Source organism: Phormidium sp. CCY1219 (genome assembly GCF_035615515.1).
In the GTDB taxonomy this organism is placed as follows: domain Bacteria; phylum Cyanobacteriota; class Cyanobacteriia; order Cyanobacteriales; family Laspinemataceae; genus CCY1219.
The window spans coordinates 16206-39184 of record NZ_JAJENT010000805.1; the positions used below are offsets into that span (position 1 = coordinate 16206).

Here is a 22979-nt window from a genome sequence, read left to right on the forward strand (position 1 = left end):
CCCGCTTTCGCCGCCCCCCTCACACCACGCTATCAATAAAAAACTGAGCGCGAGTCCAGACTTCTTCGCCAACTTCTTCCATCGCTTCGCCTTCAGTATGGCCGATTTTTTTTAGCCTGTCGATAGAGAAAAGTTGATAAAAATTGACAGGTTTCTCGGCTAAATGTGCTATTTTTTGTCTGCAAAGTTGATAAAAGTTGATAAAAATTGACCCCCGGTTCGCAAGGGTGGGGGTTGCCATTATTCTAGCCAGAGGAAATAAGAAGTCTTACCCAACTCCTGGGAAAGGGAAGGAAAATGGGGAGTTCTGAAAAGGGCGAAATTTGTTAAAATTAGCTTCGGCCAGTGCTGGGTTTACCAATTGCGGAAATCTGGCGCACAATGGAAAGAAATATCCTAGTTCATCTTTTTGGCAACAGCACCCTGAGCTATGCGCGAAACCACCGATTCCATCTTTGCCAGACCTGACCTCGCCGCTTTCAATATTTTGCGATCGCCCCTGTGGGTGTTCGACATCGATCGCCTGCAGATGTGGTGGGCGAACTCAGCCGCCTTGCGGCTATGGGGTGCAAGGGATTTAGAAGACCTCCTAGGGCGAGATTTCAGCGACGTTTCAGACGCGACGCGCACCCGGTTAAGCAGCTATCTGCAGCAGTTTCGCGAGGGAAAAACCGTGGTGGAGAACTGGACCTTTTACCCAGAAGGCAAAGCGGTGAGCGTGCGCTGTGTGGGATCCGGAATTCGGATCGAGGATGGACGCTTGGCGATGTTAGTAGAAGGCGTCACCGACGTGATGGACCGGATCGACGAAGAAACCCTGCGGGCCACCGAAGCCCTGCGCCACACCACAGCGATGATTTCCCTGTACAGCAGCGACGGAGCAGAAATCGTCCTGCAAAATCCAGCGGCGATCGCCTCGCAACCCCCAGAACCCCCCAGCCACTCTCCCAATAATGCCTTGATGCAGCGTTTCGTGGATCCGAGGGTGGGGGAAGTAGGGCGAGAAACCGCCGCCACGGGGAAAGTTTACCGCTGCGACACCCAGGTTCATAGCGATCGCGGGATTCGCTGGCACGCGATCGAACTGCGGCGCACCTTGGACCCCGCCAGTGGCCAACCCCTGCTTCTGCTCCACGAAACCGACATGACTGAAGCAGTGACGGCGCAAGAAGCCCTGCGAGAAAGCGAACGGCGCTATCGCTTGCTGGCGGAATATTCCACTGATATCATCGCCCGCCACCAACCCGATGGCACATTTCTCTATGTATCTCCCGCTGCGCGCCACATGCTGGGCTACGAACCCCAGGATCTCATCGGACATTGTGCCTATGAGTTTTTTCATCCCGAGGATTGCGCGGCGATCCATCAGGTCCACGACACCCTCTTGGAGAAACATCGGCGAAACTGCATCAGCTATCGATTTCGCTGCAAAGACGGGCGGTACTTGTGGCTGGAAACTATCAGTCAGCCGGTTCGGGATCCGAGTACCCAACAGGTGCGCGAAATCATCTCCGTGTCGCGGGAGATTACCGATCGCAAATTAGCCGAAGCGAGACTACAGGAAACTATGAGCTTGCAGCAAGCCATTTTAGATAGTGCGAATTATACTATTATTTCCACCACTGTGGATGGGATAATTTGCACCTTTAATGCAGCCGCCGAGCGATGGTTGGGATATCGGGCAGAAGAAGTGGTGGGGAAAACGACGCCGACAATTATACACGACTCGGCTGAAGTTGTCAAGCGATCGCGGGAATTATCTGCCGAACTCGGGGTGGAAATCGAACCGGGATTTGAGGTATTTGTGGCCAAAGCGCGGCGGGGACAGCTAGACGAACATGAATGGTCGTATATTCGCAAAGATGGGAGTCGCTTTCCGGTGTTGCTCTCCATCACCGCATTGCGCGATCGCCACGGGGAGATTACCGGCTTTCTCGGAATTGGCAGCAACATCAGCGATCGCAAGCAAGCAGAAGCGGAAAACAGCCGCTTGCTGACAGAATTGCAAGAAAGCGAAGAACGGCTCAAGCTGGCTCTGGAAAGCACCGAGGACGGATTGTGGGATTGGAACATGGTCACCGACGAGTGTTATTTCTCACCGCGCTGGTTGGAGATGCTCGGGTATAACGATACGGATTTGCCCCGGCATATTTCCGCCTGGGACCCCCTAGTTCATCCGGAAGACAAACTCACCGTAGAGGCACAACTGCAAGCGCACTTAGAAGGAAAAACCCCGATTTACGAGTTAGAGCATCGCCTGCGGCGGAAATCTGGTGAATTTTGCTGGGTGTTGGGGCGCGGAAAAGTGGTCGATCGCGACGAGAATGGCAAACCCCTGCGGATGGTGGGGACGAATATCGATATTAGCGATCGCAAGCGCACCGAAGCCGCTTTGCGCGAAAGTGAGAAACGCTACCGGGCGATCGTGGAAGACCAAACCGAACTTATCTGTCGCTTTTTGCCCGACGGTAGATTAACCTTTGTGAATGATGCCTACTGTCGCTATTTTGGGAACGGGCGGTCCGCAGCGCTGGCGAAACCCTTTCTCCCGCCAATGCCCGCCGGCGATCGCGAGAACCTAGAAGCCCATTTGCGCCAGATTACCCCGGAAAACCCGGTGATTACCTTGGAACATCGCGTAACGCTCCACCCGAGCCAAGTGCGGTGGCAGCAGTGGACCTACCGAGGCATGTATGACGACGGCGGCGACCTCACCGCATTTCAAGCCGTGGGACGAGATGTGAGCGAGGCAAAAGCCGCGAACGAAGAACTGCGCTACAGCGAAATGGCTTTGCGATCGCTGGTGGAAGTGCAAGCAGCGGTGGATTTGAGCTTTGAAGACCGTCTGGCTCAAATGCTGGCAATGGGATGCGATCGCTTTAATCTGGAAATCGGCATCTTGGGTCGCCTTGATGGCGATTACTATGAAATCGTCGCCGCTCACTTTCCGGAAGATACGATTTTTAAACTGCTCAAAGGCGATGCGTTTAATTTGAGCCAAACCTACGATGGGGAAACCGCACAGAGCGGTACCACCCTTTGTATCCAATCGGCGCGAGAATCCGACCGATGGCGCAACCATCCCGCCTATATCACCCGCGAACAGGAAGCCTATTTCGGCACTCCCGTGCGCGTGGCGGGACAAGTGTATGGGACGCTTAGCTTCTCCAGTCGCACCGCGCGCCCGGAACCGTTTAAAGCGGTGGAATTGCAATTGCTCAGCCTGATGGCACAGTGGATGGGCGGCGAAATCGAACGCGAAAACGCACAACATGCCTTGCAGCAGCAATATCAGCGCAGTTTGCTTTTGGGACAAATTACGGGCGAAATTCGCCAAAGTTTAGACGCACAAGAAATTTTGCAAACCGCCAGTCAGCTACTCGGGCGGGCATTTGGCGTCAATCGCTGCACGATTCTCAGCTACAAACCGGCGGCGGGGGATAATCTTTATCCGGTGGCGGAGTATTTAGAACCGGGATATGAGTCGATGATGCAGCGGGCGATTCCTTATACTGGGAATGCTCACGCCCAGCACGTACTCGAACGAGACCGGGCGATCGCCTCGGACGATATCAGTTACGACCCCCTGCTGCGTCCGATTGCGCCTATCTGCGAGCAACTGAATATCAAGTCCATGTTAGCGGTTCGCACCTCCTATCAGGGAGAAGCCAACGGCGCGATCGGCTTGCATCAGTGCGATCGCATCCGCCGCTGGAGTGAAGCGGAAATCGAATTGCTCGAAGCCGTTGCAGAACAAGTGGGGATTGCTTTGGCACAAGCGGAACTGCTAGAACAGGAAAAAGAAGCGCGATCGCAACTCGCCGCCCAAAATCAAGCCCTGGAACAAGCCCGCGAAGCCGCCGAAGTCGCCAACCGCGCCAAAAGCGATTTTCTCGCCACCATGAGTCACGAAATTCGCACGCCGATGAATGCGGTGATCGGAATGACGGGGTTGCTGCTGGATATGAACCTCGAACCCGAACAGCGCGATTATATCGAAACGATTCGAACCAGTGGCGATGCCCTGCTGACGATTATCAATGATATCCTCGACTTTTCTAAAATCGAGTCGGGCAAACTGGAACTGGAAGAACAGCCCTTTGCATTGCGAACCTGTATCGAAGAATCCCTCGACTTGCTCGCCTCTAAAGCAGCGCAAAAAGGATTAGAGCTGATTTATCAAATCGAACCTCACACCCCCCCGCGCATTATCGGCGATGTCACCCGCCTGCGGCAAATTTTAGTGAATCTGCTGGGAAATGCGATTAAGTTTACCCAGCAGGGGGAAGTGGTGGTGTCTGTGAGTGCCAAACCGATGCAGGATGGGGATTGTCCCCCCTACGAAATCCGCTTTGCGATCGCCGATACCGGGATTGGTATTCCCCCAGAACGTCTCGATCGCTTGTTTAAACCCTTCTCCCAAGTGGATGCTTCCACCACCCGCCAATATGGGGGAACCGGCTTGGGATTGGCCATTTGCAAGCGCCTGAGCGAATTGATGGGCGGGCAAATGTGGGTGGAAAGCGAAGTAGACAAAGGCTCGACCTTTTCTTTTACCGCGATCGCGCGCCCCGTGGCGGGAGAGGAACAAGACTTGCCCCTGCACTTGCGCGATCGCTCCGCTTTGCTTCACAAGCGATTGCTGATTGTAGATGATAATCGCACCAATCGGCAGATTTTAATCAAACAAACTCAATTGTGGGGAATGCAAGCTCAGGCGGTGTCTTCCGGTGCTGAAGCCTTAGAATTGCTCCAGTCGGGTCAGCGCTTTGATTTGGCAATTCTGGACATGCAAATGCCGCACATGGACGGCTTGACCCTCGCCGCCCGCATTCAAAAACAGCCCGCTTTACAGCAGTTACCCCTCATCATGTTTACTTCAATGGGCAAACCCAAAAGCTTGGAAAAAGAAGGCGTTTCGGTCAAGTTTGCGGCATTTATGAATAAGCCGATCAAACAAGTGCAATTATTCGATACCCTGAATAATATTTTAAGCAACAACCGCACCGGCGATCGGGTGAAAGCGCGAGGGATTTCTGCCCCGGTTTCTACGAAAATCGATACCCAACTCGCCGATCGCATTCCCCTGCGGATTTTGTTAGCCGAGGATAATTTGGTCAACCAAAAAGTCGCCACCCGGATATTAGCACGCATGGGGTATCGCGTAGATGTGGCCGGCAATGGTCGCGAAGTGCTAGACGCCTTGACCCGACAGCGCTATGATGCGATCCTGATGGACGTGCAAATGCCGGTGTTAGATGGTTTGGAAACTACGCGCCAGATTTGTGCGAACCATGCCAATGCCCCGGAGAAACCCAAGCCACATATTATCGCAATGACCGCCAATGCAATGGAAGGCGATCGCGAAATCTGCTTAGCCGCCGGAATGGATGACTACATCAGCAAACCCATCCGCATCGAAGAACTCACCCGCGCCTTATCTGCAGTGAAACCCCAAGAAACCTAACCCTATCTCTCCCAACCCCATCGGGTGCGTTACCCCGAACCATCAAATCGCATATCCGAGGTAACGCACCCACCCCATCCCACCATCCCCCCCGTCGGGTGCGTTACCCCCGCCCCCAACCCCTGGAACAACCATCAAATCGCATCTCCAAGGTAAGACCCCCACCCCAGCAAGGAACCTCCCCAAATGCGATCGCCGGACATTCCCCCCAGTATTTCAGTCACACCTGTGAATAATTGTAAATTTTTTTGAGCCTCGCCCTTGCCGAAATCCGCTTTTGTCTATATAACACCTTCCAGAGTCGTCTAAAACAGCACACAGGTCATAGTATGAACAAAGCTGCAGAAATTCAAAGTATCGTCGCCCAGCGTCACCCCCTGGCGAAAAAGCTGGCATATATCGAGTCCAACCTAAAAAATCTGTACAATGGGATATAGAAATTAGAACAAAATCGCCAGCAGCAATTTGCCTACTGGTCAGAAAAACCCGACAAGCAGTCTAACTTCAATCGCCTCAACTTCGCGCCATTTCAGGAGCAAGCCACAGAACTGCTAGAAGCCCTGCGGCGGCTACAAGGCAGATTTGCTCGCCCTACCCTGAATATTGGCGTAATTGGGCGGATGGGTCAGGGAAAAAGCACCCTCCTGCAAAGCTTAACGGGTCTCAATAATGATGTCATTCCCGCACTTCAAGGGAAAGCTTGTACCGCAGCCCGCAGTACCATTTTCCACGAAGTCGGCGGCTCAACCACAGCAGAAATTGAATTTCATTCAAAAGCCTCTTTTTTAAAGGAAGTAATTCTTCCCTACTACGACAAACTGGGCTTAGACCCGAAACCGACATCCTTCAAAGAGTTTGCCCATTCGGAAATTCCTCGCTTATCTTCGCCTCACCAAACTGACGTTAATATCTATAACAATCTCAGATATTATCATGCCAATGTAGCACGGTATCGCGACTGGCTCGAACGCGGAGTTTACACCATTCACGACCCGTCACAAGTGGCCAATTACGTGTCGCAAAAGTATGATGCCCAAACCTATCGAGTGATAAATTACGAGTGTTTGGCGGTCAAGCACGTTAAAATTCGATGCCCGTTTCCCAGCGATGAAATCGGCGATATCGTCTTAGTGGATGTTCCCGGATTGGGGGATTTCCGCCTGGGAGATGAAGCGATCGCGATCGAAGCCCTGGCGCAAGAGGTGGATTTTATTTTATTCATCCGCAAGCCCTCCAAGGATCGCGCTAGTCTCGAACAAAATGATACCCAGTTATATGACCTGGCTAACCAAGCTTTAAACGATTTACCCTCTCGCTCTCTATTTGTCCTCAACGTAGACCGGAATCGGGAAAACGAGATAACTTGCCAGTCTCAGAAAACAGATATCGAGTCAGGAACGGTAAAAATGCCCGTGTTAGACTGCACGATCGCCGACTGCTCCTCTCCGGAAGAAGCCAATAGCAAAGTGCTGCAGGTGGTACTGGATAATCTGCGATCGAATATCACCGAATTAGATAAAAATTATGCCTGGAATAAACTGCAAGACCTACAAAGGGCGATCGCCGATCTGAAAAACCAGTTAGCCTCCGCTCGAGATGTCTTACCCGATATCGACAAATACGAACTCGAAAAAAAATACAATAAATGGATTACTCAAAAATTTTGGGTCACTCTGACAAAGGAGCTAGAAAAACTACTAGAGCAATTAGATTCAACTCGCGATACAGAGGATGAAAATCTAAAATTGCAAATTGAAAGCGTCATTCAGGAATGTGACAAAAACCCGCCGCTACCCACTGAGGAAGATATCGAAGGGAAGAACTACGAAATTGGCTCCTACCTCAGTGCTTACAACGAGTATTTGGGGGAAGTCCGCACCGGGCTATCGCAGAAATTTCTCGATATCGATAAAGGACTCAAAAAATCCATTACAGACACCAAAGAAAAGGTGGTCAAAGTTTTAGTGGAAAAATGTTCGTTAGGCGGACTCAGCGCAGCGCGGGACTCAGAAGAGTTTCTGACAGAAGAGTTTCTGACAGAAGTTGCCAGCCAAATTACCCCGGAGTATCCCGAAGTCAAAACAGGATTACCCGGGAGAATATGGAATCAATAGACCAGAAAAACAAGAATAAGTCAAAAATTTTCTTCGAGAATCGGCGGCGATTGTCATTCCCATTGATGCAGCGGCGCTGATGGAACAAGGTGGCATTTACCATGAAACCTTCAATCAGCCCACTCAGTTAACGGATTGGTTTAAAGAGGTTTTTCAAGACTGGGAAACGCCGCGATTAGTGATTTTTGCTCCGGTCAAATGCGAAAAGTATATCAAAGAACAACGCAAGGACGAGTTATTCGATGGCGTCGAATGTGGATATAAAAAGCTCCTGAAAAAGTTGAGCAGCGATGATTTGCTCGGAAAAGTTGCGGTAGCGATCGCCCCAGTGGAAACTGTGGGGAATGTATTTTTTTCCCGCCTTGAAGAAACCGAACAAAAGGAGACGAGATGGTATTACCGAAAGTACGATGCGAATGACCGCTATGAGCCGAAAAATAGCGAACAACCGCTCAAATATATTTTAAAATTTATTTGCGAGGTGTATTTGAGCAAAAAACCTCCTCTGTTCTCTAGAGCGTTCGACTCTTTGTTTGGTGGCAGGACTTCTTTAAATAATGCTGTTCGGAAGTTTGCTGACCCCGATTTAAAGGTCACAAAAATCGTTCAAGGTAAAGAGTTGTTAAATATTGAAACGTAGGAGTAGTGATGGAGATTTATGTTAGCAGTCGGGGAGTTTCCCAGGGATACTGTTGGGTAGATGCGAAAAATCAGCAGCCTCAGCCAGAAATTCCAGGTTTAGATGATGACATTTTCAAGTTCGTGGATAGTGATTCATTTTCTTTGGTGATTTATCGCGATCGCCAAGAGAACCTGTATTTGGTGGTCACGGGTTTAAAATCCAGCGATCGCAGCGATAACCGCACCCGCACGATTCGCAACTCCATTTTGTGGAAAGGTGACAACTCTGAGGAAGCCAAAATTCGCGCGATCGCCGTACAAGCGTTGGATGGAGAACTGACCGCAAAAGTCGATAACGCAATCCGTCCCGATAATAATTACCGAGGATTTAAGGTCGATTTCCCTCAAATAGAAAAATTGGCGGCTAGCTCAACGCTCAACACTCGCCAAGCTGTGGATACCACTTGTAAATTTGGAAACTTATCCAGTTTACAAACCGAACTGCGTGAAGAACTAACAAACTATCAATTACCCGACAAATTACCCAACAACAATCAATTACCCAATTATCGCATTTTAGCCCTAGTCTGTGGCACGACTCCTAAAACAACCTTTGAAGAATATGCCATTTGGCGAGGCTTGTCAGACCAGCTAAACAATGAAAAATGGGAACAAATTTCATCGCCAAATATACCAAAGTTAGCACAAATTCCACAAAAAATCGTGACACAAATCAGAAATCTAAGCAGACTAAATAAGCTATCAGTAGGGGGTTTGTTGATTGTTTCTATAGTATTAAATTGCTTTTTGGGCTATCAAGTGTACCTCGAAAACAATATAAAATATAAACAGACGAAAATCGAGGAATTAAAGCAGGAAATTGAAGAATTGAAGGAGAGCAAAAATGAATTGAAAAAAGAGTACCAAGAGTATAAAAATTAAATAACAGAAATGGAACAATACAGGAAAGAACTGTATGGAATAATTGACGGATTACAAGAAAAAATCGACGGATACCAAAAAACGTATTACCAATTTCAAAAAGATTCTGAGCAATTATACGAAAATCCTCAAAAGTTACGCGATCGCTATCCTTCGATTGGTGGATAGTCCATAACTGAGAAAGAACCGGGGGACGACAAGTTTCCCGGTACTTTCTCACAGGGATATCGCCACCGGATTTCAAAATTTTGTGGTAAAATAACACCCAACTTGCATGGAGGGGAGAGCAACGATGTCAGAAACGCCTCGGGTATTAGACGACGACGAGCTGCATAATTGGCAATTAAACATCGCCGAAGCCAATCGAAATAACATTTTTTGCCACTGTCGTCAATGCGGTTACGAATGGGTGGATTCGGTGGAAGAGGTTTCCTGCGATCGCTGTGGGAGCAACAATATCGAGCAGATTGCTTGTTGGCAATTTCCCGATGGGTAAGCGCGAATTAAAGCCGGCGATTGAAATCGCACCTGAGCAAATAAAGTCCGCCAACGCGGACTAATTTTTTACCTCTATTCCGGGGGAGACGAGATAAACGGCTAGCCACCTTCCAAATGGCGCGATCGCAGTTCCCTTTCCCTTCAATTCCTCACCCTTGTTTCAGCAGCAAGTTCCGGGCAATCTGTTCCCATTCGTGGGGTAACGAGTCGGTGACTGCTGGTTGTCCGCTGCGTCTGTACCAGTATCGCGCATTGCTGTAGTCTCCTTCTTTGCGATGCAGATAGGCATGAACCCAGGCGCTATCCGCGTCGCTGGCATTTTGCACGATATCATGTGCCCGGTCCCACTGTCCTTTTTTGTCATACCACAGCGATCGCATCGCCGCAGGCATGTCAGGGGGGCAAGTATCCTGACTTTCAATCAGTTGCGTGAATTCATCCAAAGTTCTCATCTGAATTCCTCCTTTATTCTGTTGCTTCTTTTACTGTAGCACTCGCACAATTGCCGCACAAGTCCACCCTCGGGAACGACAACCCAGCCACCAGCGCATCAGTTCCCCGCCACCGCCAAAAAATCTGTCCTTCGATAGAAGTGAAACCCCCGGAGAGTTTGTTAAATTTTAATCAATATCCCCCGATTCCTTTTCCGGTGCTTGGATTCCACCCAAAAAACCGTTAAAAAAAAACTGTAGCTAAAGAGAGATTAATTATGGCTAAAAACGAACAAGAAGACCTCAGAAAACAAGCCGCAGAAGAAGGCAATGTAGAAGATTTGCCCCAAACCGTTACCGAATCATTTGGAACTGGCGTAGAGGGGCAGCCCGGTTATAATATTGGCGGTCGCAGCATGGAAAATAAGATGCAGCAATACAACGCCACCGGACCGGAACTCAGCGGCGGCGATGTAGATGCGGCGTGGTCTGAGGCAGAAAATACCGGGGAAGAAGTGGTGGGCGGAACCGCACCCACACCGGATAAAAATGTAGTAGACGAACTCGGCGCGGCGGTGGGATTGGAAAGAGACGATCGCCAACCCATCCAGACAGAAGATCGGATGGAACAACGGGATAGCGATCGCTGGGAATTAGATCCGCAATCCGACCCCAATTATCAAGAACATCGCCCCTAGAACAATAGCGGCGAATGGGGGGATTTTAAAGAAGATTCCGGTTATGCAAACCGGGTGCAAATCATAGAGAGGGAGTGCCTCCCCGCAGTGGCACTCCCATGTGAATGACTCGAATCATCTTAGTTTTTTGTGCGGACATCTTCTTGAAACCAACCGATAAAGAAGCGATCGAGTAAATCCGTAGTCTCCGGGCCGGCTTTATAGAGATTGGGTTCCGACATTTCCGACAGTTTCAGATAAGGGTTGCGCGCCTCAATTTTCAAAGTTCCCATACTGGCTCTCGGTGGGCAGTCACTTTCTAGAATTGAAGTGTTGGCGAAGGTAATTGCTTGAACTACCACCACCTCAACCGCATCGGGGTAATCGCTGGGTTGTCGGATATTGTCCGGCATATTGTTGGCATTAAATGCTTTTAGCCACGCTTCTGAGCTGAGCATTACGATCGCCGGAAAGGTATTTTTGCCATATTTTTTGTAAAACTTCGTGCCAGCTTCTTCCAACACCTGACGGCGTTTAGTAGAGCGATGGAAATTTTCGTCTACATCGAGACTAATCAGGTGGAGTTTTTGTCGAGAGTCCAAGACTTTGAGGATGGGTGGAAATGCAGTGGGTTTACAATCGGCACAATAATTTTTGATAAAGTCTAGTTCGACTTTAACAAATTCCATCAGTTGTTTGTCAGTGAGGACAAAATCGTTTATGCTTTGCGACATAGCAATCCTCCGGAAGCGAGTGCTTCCCCTCCAATCGCAGTAGGGATTAGTTTACGGTTTTATTGTAGCGCTGTGGTTGTTGTCAACTGGGGTGGGGAGGGAGTCGGGGAGTCATCGGGAGAGCGATCGCTCCTCAGGGGCGATCGCCGCCAAAGCGCGATCGCGCCGATGCAGGGTAGTGGGTGACGAAGGTAGCGGGAAAAACACCCCGGAATATTTTGCTGTAGGCTTGACAAAAAATCGGTTTTGTGGCAGGAGAACACAAGAGAGGTAAAATCGTGGCGGGGGGAGGGAGAGGCGGTGGGGGTAAAACAAAAAGGACTCGCCGCTTCATCGCGGGAATCTTAACATTTTTTTAAAATTTGGAAAAGTTAAAATTTTCTGACAAACAATCGCCGTTTTTCTGTTCTGTGATAAAAGAAGAACATCCCGCCGCTGGGTTTTGGGAATGGAGGTTCCAGAGTCAGAACCCTGCCGATCCAGCCGCAAAAGGGTTTGGGGAGGTCAGTGGCGCGGCGATCGCCCGAGGGTTTGGTGGCTCATTTGTCAGGAAAACAATATAAATTACCTAAATTTAGATTAAACTAGCGCCAACAACAGCAGTGGAGACGATAAAATCCTCAAATTAAGAAACCCCACCCTCAAGACCAGAATCAAACCGGAGAACAGCTTGACAAAGGAGGGAAATTGCATTTAAAATCATCCAACAGATTGGCAAGCCTGTAGACTTATCCAGCGCAGTCGTTAGAGCTGCGATCGGGAATTTATAGCCGTTGTAAATCATCAAGAAAAGGGAAAGCAATGGAAAAGCGTGGAGTAAGCAAACCTCATGCAAAAATGGAGCGTTTTAGGTGGAGGGAGGAAATCGATTTGAGGGAGAATTCTGGCTAAAACTTGATGTAAAAACAGCCAGGGTTTCGCCGGAGAAAGGGGTGCCGCCCACGGACACCAAAAAAGCCCGGGCGAGGCAGGGTTGAGAGTCCGACAGAAGAGGGAAAGAGAAGGGAGAGAAAGGGAAGCGAGCGGCTTTCAACCGAGAGAATCAGCCATCAGGCAGCAAGGCAAAAAAACTGTTGTCGGTCAATTCAATCCCAAACTAAAGAAAAAGCAGGGGAAGCGATCGCACTTAAAAACTGCAGGGGAACACCCACACAAAGCGTCGAGGGAGTTTCCATACCGAATGGATAGTTAGTTTAAGCGAACAGGAGAAACGATGAAAATAGCGGTAGCCAAAGAAACAGAAGTAGGAGAGCGTCGCGTGGCGTTAATCCCGGATATCGTGGCGCGGTTAGTCAAACAGGGACTAGAAATTTGGGTAGAGGCGGGAGCGGGAGAGGCAGCATTTTTTCCCGACGAAGCCTACGAAGCGGCGGGTGCCACCGTCATGGGCGACAGCGAGAAACTGTGGGCCGAAGCCGATATTGTAGTCAAAGTTGCGCCTCCGAAAGACAACGAAATCGACAAACTGCGCCAAGGCAGCATAGCGATCGGATTTCTCAATCCCTTAAGCAATCCCCAATTAATCGAGCGACTGGCGCAGCGCGGCGTCACCGCCTTGAGCATGGAGACGATCCCGCGCACCACCAAAGCGCAAAGCATGGATGCCCTCTCCTCCCAAGCAGCGGTTGCCGGATATAAAGCCGCACTACTCGCGGCAACCAATGCGCCGAAATTCTTTCCCATGTTAACCACCGCCGCCGGCACCATACGGCCCGCGAAAGTGTTTATCATGGGAGCCGGGGTTGCCGGATTGCAAGCGATCGCCACCGCCCGTCGTTTAGGAGCCGTAGTGGAAGCCTTTGACATTCGTCCGGCGGTGAAAGAAGAAGTAGAAAGCCTCGGGGCCAAATTCGTAGAAATCAAACTCGACGAAGACACCGTAGCCGAGGGAGGGTATGCCAAAGAACTCTCCGAAGAATCGAAAAAGCGGACCCAAGAATTAGTCGCCGATACCGTTGCCGGCGCAGACGTGGTGATTACCACCGCCCAAGTTCCCGGCAAAACAGCGCCTACCCTAATCACCGAAGAAATGTTCGCGCGGATGAAACCGGGATCGGTGATTGTAGACTTAGCCGCCGAACAAGGGGGGAACTGCGTTTACACCGAAGGCGGAAAAGACATCGTGCGAGACGGAATCACGATTGTCGGGCCGATTAACCTGCCCTCATCCATGCCGGTTCACGCTTCCCAAATGTATGCAAAAAACATTGCCACCTTAGTGCAGTATATCGTCAAAGATGGGGAAGTGAAGATAGATTTTGAAGATGAAATCATCGCCGGATCCTGCATCGCCCACGAGGGTGAAATCAAGAACGAGCGGGTGCGCCAAGCCCTAGAAACCGTCAGTGGCAGCGTGTGACAACCGGGGGACGCGAGCGCCGAGGGGCGATCGTGAGGGAACGCCCCTGCGAGCCGACCCTCGGCGTGCCGCGCGCCCCAGCAGTAGCGACCAAATCCAGGAGACAGTAGAATTATGTCCGATGTATTAATTTCTTCGCTGTTCGTATTTGTGCTAGCAGCCTTTGCCGGATTTGAAGTAATTACCAAAGTACCGCCCACCCTGCATACACCGTTAATGTCAGGGGCGAATGCGATTTCTGGAATCGCAATTTTGGGGGCACTAATCGTAGCCGGCGAGCGAGATTGGAACGTAACGGTAATTTTAGGATTGCTAGCGGTAATCTTTGCCACCATTAACGTTGTGGGAGGTTTCCTAGTGACCGATCGCATGTTGCAAATGTTCAAGAAAAAAGAGGTGAACCCATGAGCGAATTTCTGCCTACTGGAATCCAGCTCAGCTATATCGTTGCGGCATCATTATTTTTCCTGGGGTTGAAAAAGCTAAGTTCCCCATCCACCGCCCGCAACGGCAATTTACTCGCTGCGATCGCGATGTTGGTAGCGATCGTCGCCACCTTGCTCGATGCCCAAGTGCTGAACTACCCGATGATTTTGCTTGGCATCGCGATCGGTTCTGCGATCGGCGCGATCGCCGCCCAGAAAGTCGAAATGACCGCCATGCCGCAAATGGTCGGTTTATTCAACGGCTTTGGCGGTGCCGCCTCCGCCCTGATTGCCGTAGGAGAATTTTGGCGCTACTATTCCAGCTTCGAGAATCCCCCCCTAGACACCACCATCACCGCATTGCTGGGCGTCTTAATTGGCGGTATCACCTTCACCGGATCTCTCGTCGCCTTTGCCAAACTGCAAGGCATTATGACCGGAAGACCCATCACCTTCCCCTTGCAGCAACCCTTTAACGCCCTGCTGCTGGGCGGATTTCTCGCCGGCAGCCTTTATCTGTGCCTCAATCCCCTGAACACCCCCGTCTTCCTCGGCGTTGTGGGGATTTCTCTGATACTCGGCTTCATGTTCGTCATCCCCATCGGCGGAGGCGACATGCCGGTGGTGATTTCCCTGTTAAACTCCTTTTCCGGGCTAGCCGCATCCGCTGCCGGCTTCGTGGTGATGAACAACATGCTGATCGTTGCCGGTGCCTTGGTGGGTGCCTCCGGAATCATCCTCACCGTCATCATGTGCAAAGCGATGAACCGATCGCTCACCAACGTCCTCTTTGCCGCCTTCGGAACCGGTGAAGGCGGTGGTGCCACTGGCGCAGGCGGTGACGCCGGCGAGAAAGTGGTGCGCTCCATCGATCCGGAAGAAAGTGCGATGATGCTCGGTTACGCCCGCTCCATCGTCATCGTTCCCGGATATGGCATGGCTGTGGCCCAAGCACAGCACGCCGTGCGCGAATTGGCCGACCAACTCGAACGCCTCGGCGTGGAAGTGAAATACGCCATCCACCCGGTTGCCGGTCGGATGCCCGGACATATGAACGTGCTATTGGCAGAAGCCAATGTGCCTTACGAACTGTTGTGCGATATGGACGACATCAATCCGGAATTCGATCGCACTGACGTGGCATTGGTCATCGGGGCTAACGATGTGGTCAACCCCGCCGCCCGCGACAATTCCGCCAGTCCCATTTACGGCATGCCGATTCTCGAAGTAGACAAAGCCGGTCACACTATCGTCATCAAGCGCAGTCTCAATACCGGTTTCGCCGGCATTGACAACGACCTATTTTACAAAGACAAAACCATGATGCTGTTTGGCAGTGCAAAAGATATTGTCACCAAGCTCGTGGGTGAAGTGAAGCAGTTGTAACACAAGATTCCCTTCCCTTCGCTACAGATTCTATTCTGTTTCTCTCCCCCCCCCCCAACTCACAGCCGCCCAGTGGTACTCGTTCCTCGGTTCCGACAACGAGGCATCACAGGCTCCGCCTCCCGCTCCAGAAGCGTTTTCGCCTGGGGCGGGTTTTTTTACGCCGGGGCACCATTTGAGCCTGATGAAGGGCAACTCTATCCCCAGTCAGAGCAGCTCACCGCCGAAACTCCCTCTTTCGATAGTCGCGATCGCCTGAAAAATTTTTTACCCTTAAAACAAGCCGGGTGTATGGAATTCTATCGAATTCCCATGTTCCCATTTTAATTAAATTTAGGAGAAAATTACGGTTATGAAAGTTAAAAGCAATTGGAGAAATTCTCTACTATTAACCTCGATTATTTCTTTAGCGGCAAGCGGGTTAGGCGGTGCGGTTCTCCCCCAACAGGCGAAAAGCCAAAACATCCAACCCGCGATCGCACAGGCGAAGGAATTTCGCGTCGCACAAGTCTCCAATGCTTGTCGGGAAGTCTCGAAACCCGGGGGGATTACCGTGCTCATCGATCCGCGTCCCGATAGTGCGGTGGTGGGAGAAATCCCCAATAACGAGCAAGTGGCCATTGATGGTCCTGGCGCAGGGGGTTGGGTGTCGATTTCCGCGCCTTATCAAGGGTACGTGCGCGCCAACGATTTAGCCTATTGCCCCGAGAGTGCATCTCCCCCCATCAACGACTGTCGCGAAGTGCTTGGAGAGGGTGCCACCGTTTGGCAAACCCCCTCGTTCGAGAGTGGAGTCGTGGGAAATCTCGACTTTCGCGAACAGGTAGCGATCGAGAATCGCGGTCAAAATGGTTGGGTGCCGATTTACGCCCCCTTTGAGGGCTACATTCAGGCGAATAATCTGGGATATTGTGAAAGTACATTATGAGAAACTGATGCCAGGGCGGTGAGAGGAGGCGATCGCGCCAGATAGGAAACGTCATGCTGGATGCTTTCCCTTTGCCCCTCAATCGAGCTAACAAACATGCTAACCCAAACCACCGCCCTGGTGGGAAAGAAAATTATCCTCCCAGAACCTTTCGAGTCAGGTCCAAAATTGGCGAAAACACAGCTGCTTCTTCCGGCGTTAAATACCCTTTAACCACATCTTGCATGACGCTATAAGTCAGTGCCGAATGGCGCTGAACTTGCAACGCATGTAAAATGCTTTTAAACCAGAGTAAAAAATCGTTTTGCAGGCGATCGAGGTCATTACTCAATAACGCAGCAGAAGAGTGGCGCAGCACCCGAATCAAGTCCAGACGCCATTTTGCCGTCAAATCCTCAGAACCGCGATTGAAGATATCCGGGTCGCGGGATTGGAGTTTTTCTTGTACTTGGCGAACGATGTCTTTTTCCGCTGCTTGAATTTTTTGATAAGCACTCAAGCGCAGTGGGAACGTTTTAAAGTAATCTTTCAGGAATTGCAATTCTGCCGCTGTGGCATAGCGACCATCAGCAGAGGCACGCAGACGTCCGAATTGGGTTAACATGGAAAATCCGGTGTGGTCGATGAAACAACAACAAACAGGTAGAAGAAACACAAGTCAGCGATCGCGACTGCTTTGCCGGCGAAATTTACGCTTGACGAGTGCGAGATAAATATTCGCCCACTTGGAAGCGGATATCCTTCAATTCGCTCAACACCGAACGAGTAATCAGCTTACCCGGTTCCACCACCACATCACCAGTGATCGGGTGCAACAACGCTTGTTCCGTGCGGCGACCGATGAGCGCTTCTACATCTTCGAGGGCGTCAATATACATACCAGAAGGCACTTCCACCACCACCCCTTCGCCCAAAACCCGCGACTGACAAGCCAGCCGAGAATTAGCCTGGGCGGTGGTAATCACCTCCAGGGTACGCTGTTCGCGGCGTGCCATTGTAGAGAGACTCTCCATGCCCTGTTTGATATAGACGTGGCAGGTGGCGCACAGACCCCGACCGCCACATTCTTTCAGCACATGTAGATCTTCTGACAATAACGCAGACAGGAGGTTGGCATTGGTTTGCACTTCTGTATTTTGGGAAATTGGCTCTAACCTGACAATTTTGACCATTTTTCACTTCTTGTTGGTAGTTGCGTGGTTGACACTAAGCGCGCGAGGGTTGCGGGCAATTAACCCTTGACAAAAAACGACTTCTGTGCATCAAAGAGGCCACAGAAATCCGAACGGGATGCACCCTGAGGGCAAAGGACGATTTATGAATAATTGTTACATTTCTCAGCACAAAACGACTGCCCCGGCATAGCAAAAATGCGCCGCAATTTAGCCCAGAGGCGAACTAGCATAGAAAATAGGCAAGAGAAAACCCAACCCTCGATTCGGACAAACTCGGGCAAAGGATGAACCATGAACCCCACCCACCTCAGTAGCGATCGCGCCTCATTGCACCCCCTGAAACCACAACTTTCCAAATACCGCATACTCCAATTAGTGGGACAAGGGCAATTTGGCAAAGTCTTTTGTGCAACAGAACGCAAAACCGAGCAATTGGTGGCCCTCAAAGAACTCACCCACCAACGGCTTACCACCCATAAATTTTTGCAAGAACTCTGGTCCTTGCTGACCCTGCAGCATCCCAATATTGTCACCTGTCGCGCCTTAGAACAAACCCCCACCGCCCGCTATTTCGTCATGGACTACTGCGAAGGCAGCACCCTGCGCGAACTGCTCGAACGGCAAAACTCCCTAACCCTAGCCGAAGGCTTGCACCTGATGCGCTGCATTCTCGCCGGATTAGACTGCGCCCACCGACAAAGCATCGTTCACTGCGATCTCAAACCAGAAAACATCCTCCTGACCCTGAAAAACGGCGAATGGTTTGCCCGACTCTCCGATTTTGGCATTGCCCGCCGCTTTTCGCAATTTCAGTCCCAGCGCCCTCGGTCCGACGCGATGGAAGCCATTGGCGCGATCGCCTACACCGCCCCCGAAGGATTTTACGGTCTGTACTCCCCCAGTGCCGATTTGTACTCGATGGGGATTTTGCTCTTTGAAATCCTGCTGGGCGATCGCCCCTTTTCCGGCAACCCCACCCAACTCATGTGGGCACACTTAAACCAACGATTGTCCCTACCGCCCTGGATGCCCGCCGCCTTGCGCCACATCATCGCCAAAGCCCTAGAAAAACTGCCCGCCCGTCGCTACAAAACCGCCACCACAATGGCACAAGCCATTGCCCAAGCGCTGCAAGACCCGCAAGTCCAATCCCTATCCACTCGCCTGTTGCCCTTGGGAGAGCATCCCCCCACAGCAGAGGCCCCCACTCTAACCCTGACCCCGACTCAGACAAGCCGCATCGAATCCTCGCCCACCAAAGACTTCGCCTTAACCGCCACCGCCGAAGTCCTCTACACCGCCAGCGATCGACACCTGCAAATACAACCCGCCGACAACCCCCAGACGAAACAACTGAATTTCCCCGAAGCGATCGCCGCGATTCTCCCCGGAGCAAAAAACTGCACCATTGCCACCCAACACCACATTTACGCCATTTCTCCCGAAGCGGACCAGTGCCAACCCCTGCTGACCCTAAACCCCCCCTTCCACGCCGCGATCGACCCGCAAAACCGCTGGTTAGCCGTTGCCCGTCCCCGTCACTTAGCATTCTATTCCCTCACCCACCAAGCGCCCCTCAAACCCGATGCCCCGACTCACGCCTGTGCCCTACCCGCCCCCCGCTTACCGCAAATCCTCTTTCTCGACCCGCGCCATCTGCTCGCCATCTGGACCGATCCGCATCCGAAAAAACAGCGCACCCTGTTGCAAGTGTATGCCCGCCGGGGAATGCGAGTCGCTTCCGTGCAATTGCAACTGAAACTCGATCGCCTGATGCTTGCAGGGCAACCCTATACCCTCTTCGGCATCGCCCATCATCCCTTACCCGCCGCTTGGCGCATCCAACTGTTCCCCCTGCAAGTGACCCGGATTCCCTTATCCACCCCGCCCGCCTGTTGGTCCGCCGTCCCCGGAGGAATTATCCTCGCCCATGCGGGTGAAATTCTCTGCTTAGATGAAGAAGGAAATCCCCTGGGAAGCTGGCAGGGGGTACCAGAACCCGTGGCATTAGCGGCGGGTTTCCAGGGAGGAACCCTCACCCCGGGAGACTCCATGAAACTGGCGATCGCGACCCGAACCGATGCCGGTGGTGCAGCACTACACTACTTTGAGGTCAACGTCAAAAAAAATCCATGAGCGAACAGCAACACCCGCAGGTTTCCCCACCCTCCTTAGAGCTGCCGCATGTGGCGCAGACGATCCTCAAATGGAACCCGCCAACTATTGCGCCACCGGAAAGGTTCCCTGCAAAACCCCCATCGGTGCCCCAACTCGCCACCGAAGCGATGCAGCGGTTGATGGCGGCGATCGCCCAGGTGCGATCGCGTCCCGGCGGCGCGTCGGTAGACTCTGACCCCACTCCGGAAACCCTCACCCCCTACGTTTTAGAAGAAGCCGCCGATCTGTGGGACGCTTTGACCTGCGCCGAACCACTGGGAAACCCGGAATCGGCACCCCCGCAAGCAACACCGCCCCCTCGGTCTACCACCTACGCCTCAGAAACCGGGTTGATTTTCGTCGAAGAGTTGATTCCCCAACTGTTGTGGTCCGTGGTTCGCAGTTCCTCCGATCTGATGCGGGCGATCGCCGGGGTGCCCGGGCGCAGGATTCAGTCCGGGACACAAACCCCAGGCATGGTGCGACTGGTGGCCGGTTTGGACGCTTCTGGGGCGGATTGGTCTTGGTTTTTTGACCTCGCCAGCGATCGCCCCGTGCAACGACAAGCGGCGATCGCTACCCTGCAAGGCAGAGACATTCAGATTCAATCCGATGCGGTTCCTCTGTGTCACCAAGCAACCCCCAAGGATCGCTTAATTGCCACGGTGCAACGCCACCTGCAAAATGCCGCCCCAGAACTGGCGCATTTCCTGGAACCCTCCGCGATCGCGTTACTGCAACCGGGCACCCCCTGGCAAACCGCAAGGGTGCAACTGACGTTGGATTTTGAATTTTTCCCCGATGCGGAGGGGGACCTCACTGCCGCATCTGTGGAACCACCGCCCCCGATGTCGGTGGAACGGGATGGACCCCCCGCGCCGCGCCATACCAACATTCGGATTCCCTTGGCTCAAGTGACCGGGGAATTGACCCACCATGCGATCGCTGAGGCGGTGATGAGTCTGTTATCCCGGAAGGAGAAATGGAACCGGGAAAGTCCCGCTTGCACGCCGGATTTTCACGCGGGTCTGACCCGATTGGTGGCTTCGGCATGTGGACTGTTGCAGGAACAGAAGTCCCGATTGGCGTCGGTGGATGAGCTGGGGGCAAAGGACATGTCCCTGGATGAGTTGCTGCACCGCCTGTTATGGCAGATGGTTCGAGGGTCTTATTCGGTGATGCAGTTGGTGGTGGGGGTGGAAGCTTCTGTGCTGCGATCGCAAAGCTACTGGGAACGGGGGATATTGCGACTGGTGGGGATTTTGCAGGTGACTACCCCGGCGTTGAGTTGGCAGATGGATGTGGCCACCGGTGAGGCGGAATCCACATGCGCCTTGCCTGGGGATGCGATCGTGTATGCCCCGCAGTGGCAGGGGGGTGGAGAACCGACGATTGGGGAAAATTTGTTGCAGGGGTTAATCGAACAAATTCAAGCGCTGCCGCCTGCACAGGAGCTTAGCCCTACGGCGTCGCCGCTGAAGCGATTGGATGCGCGGTTGTTATCGTTGAAGGAGATTCCGGTGGAACTGTGCCACTCTGATTCGAGTTGGTACGGTGCATGCGCTCGGTTAAGCTTCCATTTGGAGTTTATTTCCCACCCGAATTTCCCGAGGTCAGAGGATTAGATGCAAGTTTTTGGTGAATATGACTGTCTACACTTACGCTTTTACGCTAAAGGGCAAGGCTTCTGAGTTGGAGTTACCCGAAGGAATTTTTAAAACGGTGCAACTGATTTCCCGGGATCGGGTGGCGGCGGTGGTGGAACCGGATGTGGATGTGGAGGCATTGCACTCCAATGACGATCGCCTGCTGCAGGCAGTGTTAGACCACGATCGCGCGATTTGCCAGTTGTTTCGGCAAACTGTAGTCCTGCCTTTACGGTTTGGCACGGTGTTTGATTCGATTGCTGGGTTAGAAGGTCATTTGGTTCGCCAGGAGGAGGCGTATTTCTCTACCCTGCAGCGGTTGGCGGGCAAAGGAGAATATGCGTTAAAATTTACCCCGTTAGCGGCACCAACTCCCGATATGCCCGCACAGACTAAAGGGAAAGCCTATTTATTGGCAAAAAAGCGGCGCTATCAAAGTTTGCAAAATTTTCGCGAGTCCCAAGCGGCACAGTGGGCCAATATTCGCTCCGTAATTACCCAGAATTATCCAGAGGCGATCGCTGCTGAACCTCGGGAAAATACGCAACGCATGTATTTGCTGGCTTCTGTGCAGGAAGAATCTTTACTCCATCAGCGTTTTCGCGATTGGCAGTCTGCCTGTCCGAGTTGGGAATTGCACCTGGAAGGGGCGCTTCCTCCTTATCATTTTCTCTAGAATTCTCAAGTCCTTGGCGGGTTTCCCGACTCCCCCGGGATATGGGTTGATAAAAATTCATAAAAATTATTGAAAATTAATCAATTGCCGGAAACCTGGGGGAAATATTAAAAATTCCATACAAAGCTTGCAAGAATGCAGCCGGCTATATCAAAATCATATTAGAACGAACAAACACAGAAGACGAAGAATAGGGGGATGCAATGCAGGCGATTAATTCCAAATTAGCCGAATTGATTCACGACAGCGAGGGGCGCTATCTGAGTGGGGCACAACTGCAACCGATGAAAAAATATCTGCACTCCTTTGCCGATCGCGCGAAAACCTACGAGATTTTGCGGGAAAAAGGAGATGTGCTGGTGCGTCATGCCTTGAAAAAGTTCATGGCGATGCACCCGGATATCATGCAACAGCACGGAAAGCGCTGTTACTATGACATGACGCAAGTGGTTCGCTACATTGGATTATCGATTCTGAAAGACGACCCGCAGTTTTTTAACGACTCATTACTGTTGTGGCAAGCGAATATTTTGACCGCGTATCAGAAACAAAATTCTTGTGGCGTGGCTTATCGCTGTTTGAAAGAAGAGGTGGACGATCGCCTGCCAAGTAGCGCCAGTCAGTTGATTGACCCTTACCTCAATATGATGATGGAAGCCTTAGACTTGCCGCCGAAACTCATGGCAACCGTTCAAAAAGGAGCGATGGCGAGTTAAGAGAAGCCGCCAGGTTTGGGGAATTAA

20 protein-coding genes are annotated in these 22979 nt (G+C 51.7%); 15 read left to right on the top strand and 5 right to left on the bottom strand.

The annotated features are described in order from the left end of the window. Window positions 1-19: 19 nt before the first annotated feature. Window positions 20-241, bottom strand: a complete 222-nt coding sequence (locus tag LKK83_RS24890) for a hypothetical protein (RefSeq protein ID WP_324634128.1) — start codon at window positions 239-241, stop codon at window positions 20-22. Between the two features lie 189 nt (window positions 242-430). On the opposite strand from LKK83_RS24890, the gene LKK83_RS24895 reads away from it, so the two are divergent. The 6 genes from LKK83_RS24895 to LKK83_RS24920 all read left to right on the top strand — a co-directional run bounded on the left by LKK83_RS24895 (window position 431) and on the right by LKK83_RS24920 (window position 9640). Then, a complete protein-coding gene (locus LKK83_RS24895; RefSeq protein WP_324634129.1) occupies window positions 431-5467 on the top strand; it encodes a PAS domain S-box protein in 5037 nt (1678 codons plus the stop codon). Window positions 5468-6078: 611 nt separating this feature from the next. Next, window positions 6079-7581: a hypothetical protein gene (locus LKK83_RS24900; RefSeq protein WP_324634161.1), complete on the top strand. Its 1503-nt coding sequence runs from the start codon at window positions 6079-6081 to the stop codon at window positions 7579-7581. A gap of 79 nt (window positions 7582-7660) precedes the next feature. After that, window positions 7661-8221, top strand: coding sequence for a hypothetical protein (locus tag LKK83_RS24905; RefSeq protein ID WP_324634130.1), 561 nt, complete (start codon window positions 7661-7663; stop codon window positions 8219-8221). A gap of 8 nt (window positions 8222-8229) precedes the next feature. Next, window positions 8230-9144 carry a hypothetical protein gene (locus LKK83_RS24910; protein WP_324634131.1) on the top strand — a complete coding sequence of 305 codons (915 nt, stop codon included), beginning with the start codon at window positions 8230-8232 and terminating at the stop codon, window positions 9142-9144. Window positions 9145-9153: 9 nt separating this feature from the next. Further along, complete coding sequence (locus tag LKK83_RS24915) at window positions 9154-9312, top strand: hypothetical protein (RefSeq protein ID WP_324634132.1); 159 nt, start codon at window positions 9154-9156, stop codon at window positions 9310-9312. Between the two features lie 124 nt (window positions 9313-9436). After that, window positions 9437-9640, top strand: a complete 204-nt coding sequence (locus LKK83_RS24920; RefSeq protein WP_324634133.1) for a hypothetical protein — start codon at window positions 9437-9439, stop codon at window positions 9638-9640. 151 nt (window positions 9641-9791) lie between these two features. On the opposite strand, the gene LKK83_RS24925 is transcribed toward LKK83_RS24920, so the two are convergent. Continuing rightward, the gene (locus tag LKK83_RS24925; RefSeq protein ID WP_324634134.1) at window positions 9792-10094 is read right to left on the bottom strand and encodes a hypothetical protein; all 303 of its coding nucleotides are present in this window, start codon (window positions 10092-10094) and stop codon (window positions 9792-9794) included. A gap of 257 nt (window positions 10095-10351) precedes the next feature. On the opposite strand from LKK83_RS24925, the gene LKK83_RS24930 reads away from it, so the two are divergent. Further along, window positions 10352-10771 (top strand): DUF6335 family protein, encoded by a 420-nt coding sequence (locus LKK83_RS24930; protein WP_324634135.1) that lies wholly within the window; start codon window positions 10352-10354, stop codon window positions 10769-10771. Between the two features lie 119 nt (window positions 10772-10890). On the opposite strand, the gene LKK83_RS24935 is transcribed toward LKK83_RS24930, so the two are convergent. Beyond that, complete coding sequence (locus tag LKK83_RS24935; RefSeq protein ID WP_324634136.1) at window positions 10891-11484, bottom strand: hypothetical protein; 594 nt, start codon at window positions 11482-11484, stop codon at window positions 10891-10893. Between the two features lie 1213 nt (window positions 11485-12697). Here LKK83_RS24935 and LKK83_RS24940 point away from each other — a divergent pair. The 4 genes from LKK83_RS24940 to LKK83_RS24955 all read left to right on the top strand — a co-directional run bounded on the left by LKK83_RS24940 (window position 12698) and on the right by LKK83_RS24955 (window position 16582). After that, window positions 12698-13843, top strand: a complete 1146-nt coding sequence (locus tag LKK83_RS24940; RefSeq protein WP_324634137.1) for a Re/Si-specific NAD(P)(+) transhydrogenase subunit alpha — start codon at window positions 12698-12700, stop codon at window positions 13841-13843. 114 nt (window positions 13844-13957) lie between these two features. Next, window positions 13958-14251: an NAD(P) transhydrogenase subunit alpha gene (locus LKK83_RS24945; protein ID WP_324634138.1), complete on the top strand. Its 294-nt coding sequence runs from the start codon at window positions 13958-13960 to the stop codon at window positions 14249-14251. Continuing rightward, window positions 14248-15654 carry an NAD(P)(+) transhydrogenase (Re/Si-specific) subunit beta gene (locus tag LKK83_RS24950; protein ID WP_324634139.1) on the top strand — a complete coding sequence of 469 codons (1407 nt, stop codon included), beginning with the start codon at window positions 14248-14250 and terminating at the stop codon, window positions 15652-15654. The genes LKK83_RS24945 and LKK83_RS24950 overlap by 4 nt, the downstream gene beginning before the upstream one ends. Window positions 15655-16006: 352 nt before the next feature. After that, window positions 16007-16582 carry an SH3 domain-containing protein gene (locus tag LKK83_RS24955; RefSeq protein WP_324634140.1) on the top strand — a complete coding sequence of 192 codons (576 nt, stop codon included), beginning with the start codon at window positions 16007-16009 and terminating at the stop codon, window positions 16580-16582. Window positions 16583-16715: 133 nt separating this feature from the next. Here the strand turns inward: LKK83_RS24955 and LKK83_RS24960 are convergent, their stop codons facing one another. Together LKK83_RS24960 and LKK83_RS24965 are read right to left on the bottom strand one after the other, a co-directional pair. After that, window positions 16716-17186 carry a phycobilisome protein gene (locus LKK83_RS24960; protein ID WP_324634141.1) on the bottom strand — a complete coding sequence of 157 codons (471 nt, stop codon included), beginning with the start codon at window positions 17184-17186 and terminating at the stop codon, window positions 16716-16718. A gap of 85 nt (window positions 17187-17271) precedes the next feature. Further along, window positions 17272-17754, bottom strand: a complete 483-nt coding sequence (locus LKK83_RS24965) for a 2Fe-2S iron-sulfur cluster-binding protein (protein ID WP_324634142.1) — start codon at window positions 17752-17754, stop codon at window positions 17272-17274. A gap of 294 nt (window positions 17755-18048) precedes the next feature. On the opposite strand from LKK83_RS24965, the gene LKK83_RS24970 reads away from it, so the two are divergent. From LKK83_RS24970 to LKK83_RS24985, 4 genes are all read left to right on the top strand, one after another. Beyond that, complete coding sequence (locus tag LKK83_RS24970; RefSeq protein WP_324634144.1) at window positions 18049-19893, top strand: serine/threonine-protein kinase; 1845 nt, start codon at window positions 18049-18051, stop codon at window positions 19891-19893. Further along, entirely contained in the window at window positions 19890-21539 is a 1650-nt protein-coding gene (locus tag LKK83_RS24975; RefSeq protein ID WP_324634146.1) for a hypothetical protein, read from the top strand. The genes LKK83_RS24970 and LKK83_RS24975 overlap by 4 nt, the downstream gene beginning before the upstream one ends. 19 nt (window positions 21540-21558) lie before the next feature. Beyond that, on the top strand, window positions 21559-22236 hold the full coding sequence (locus tag LKK83_RS24980) for a GvpL/GvpF family gas vesicle protein (RefSeq protein WP_324634147.1): 678 nt from the start codon (window positions 21559-21561) through the stop codon (window positions 22234-22236). Between the two features lie 203 nt (window positions 22237-22439). Beyond that, window positions 22440-22952 (top strand): phycobilisome protein, encoded by a 513-nt coding sequence (locus LKK83_RS24985; protein WP_324634148.1) that lies wholly within the window; start codon window positions 22440-22442, stop codon window positions 22950-22952. Window positions 22953-22979: the final 27 nt, after the last annotated feature.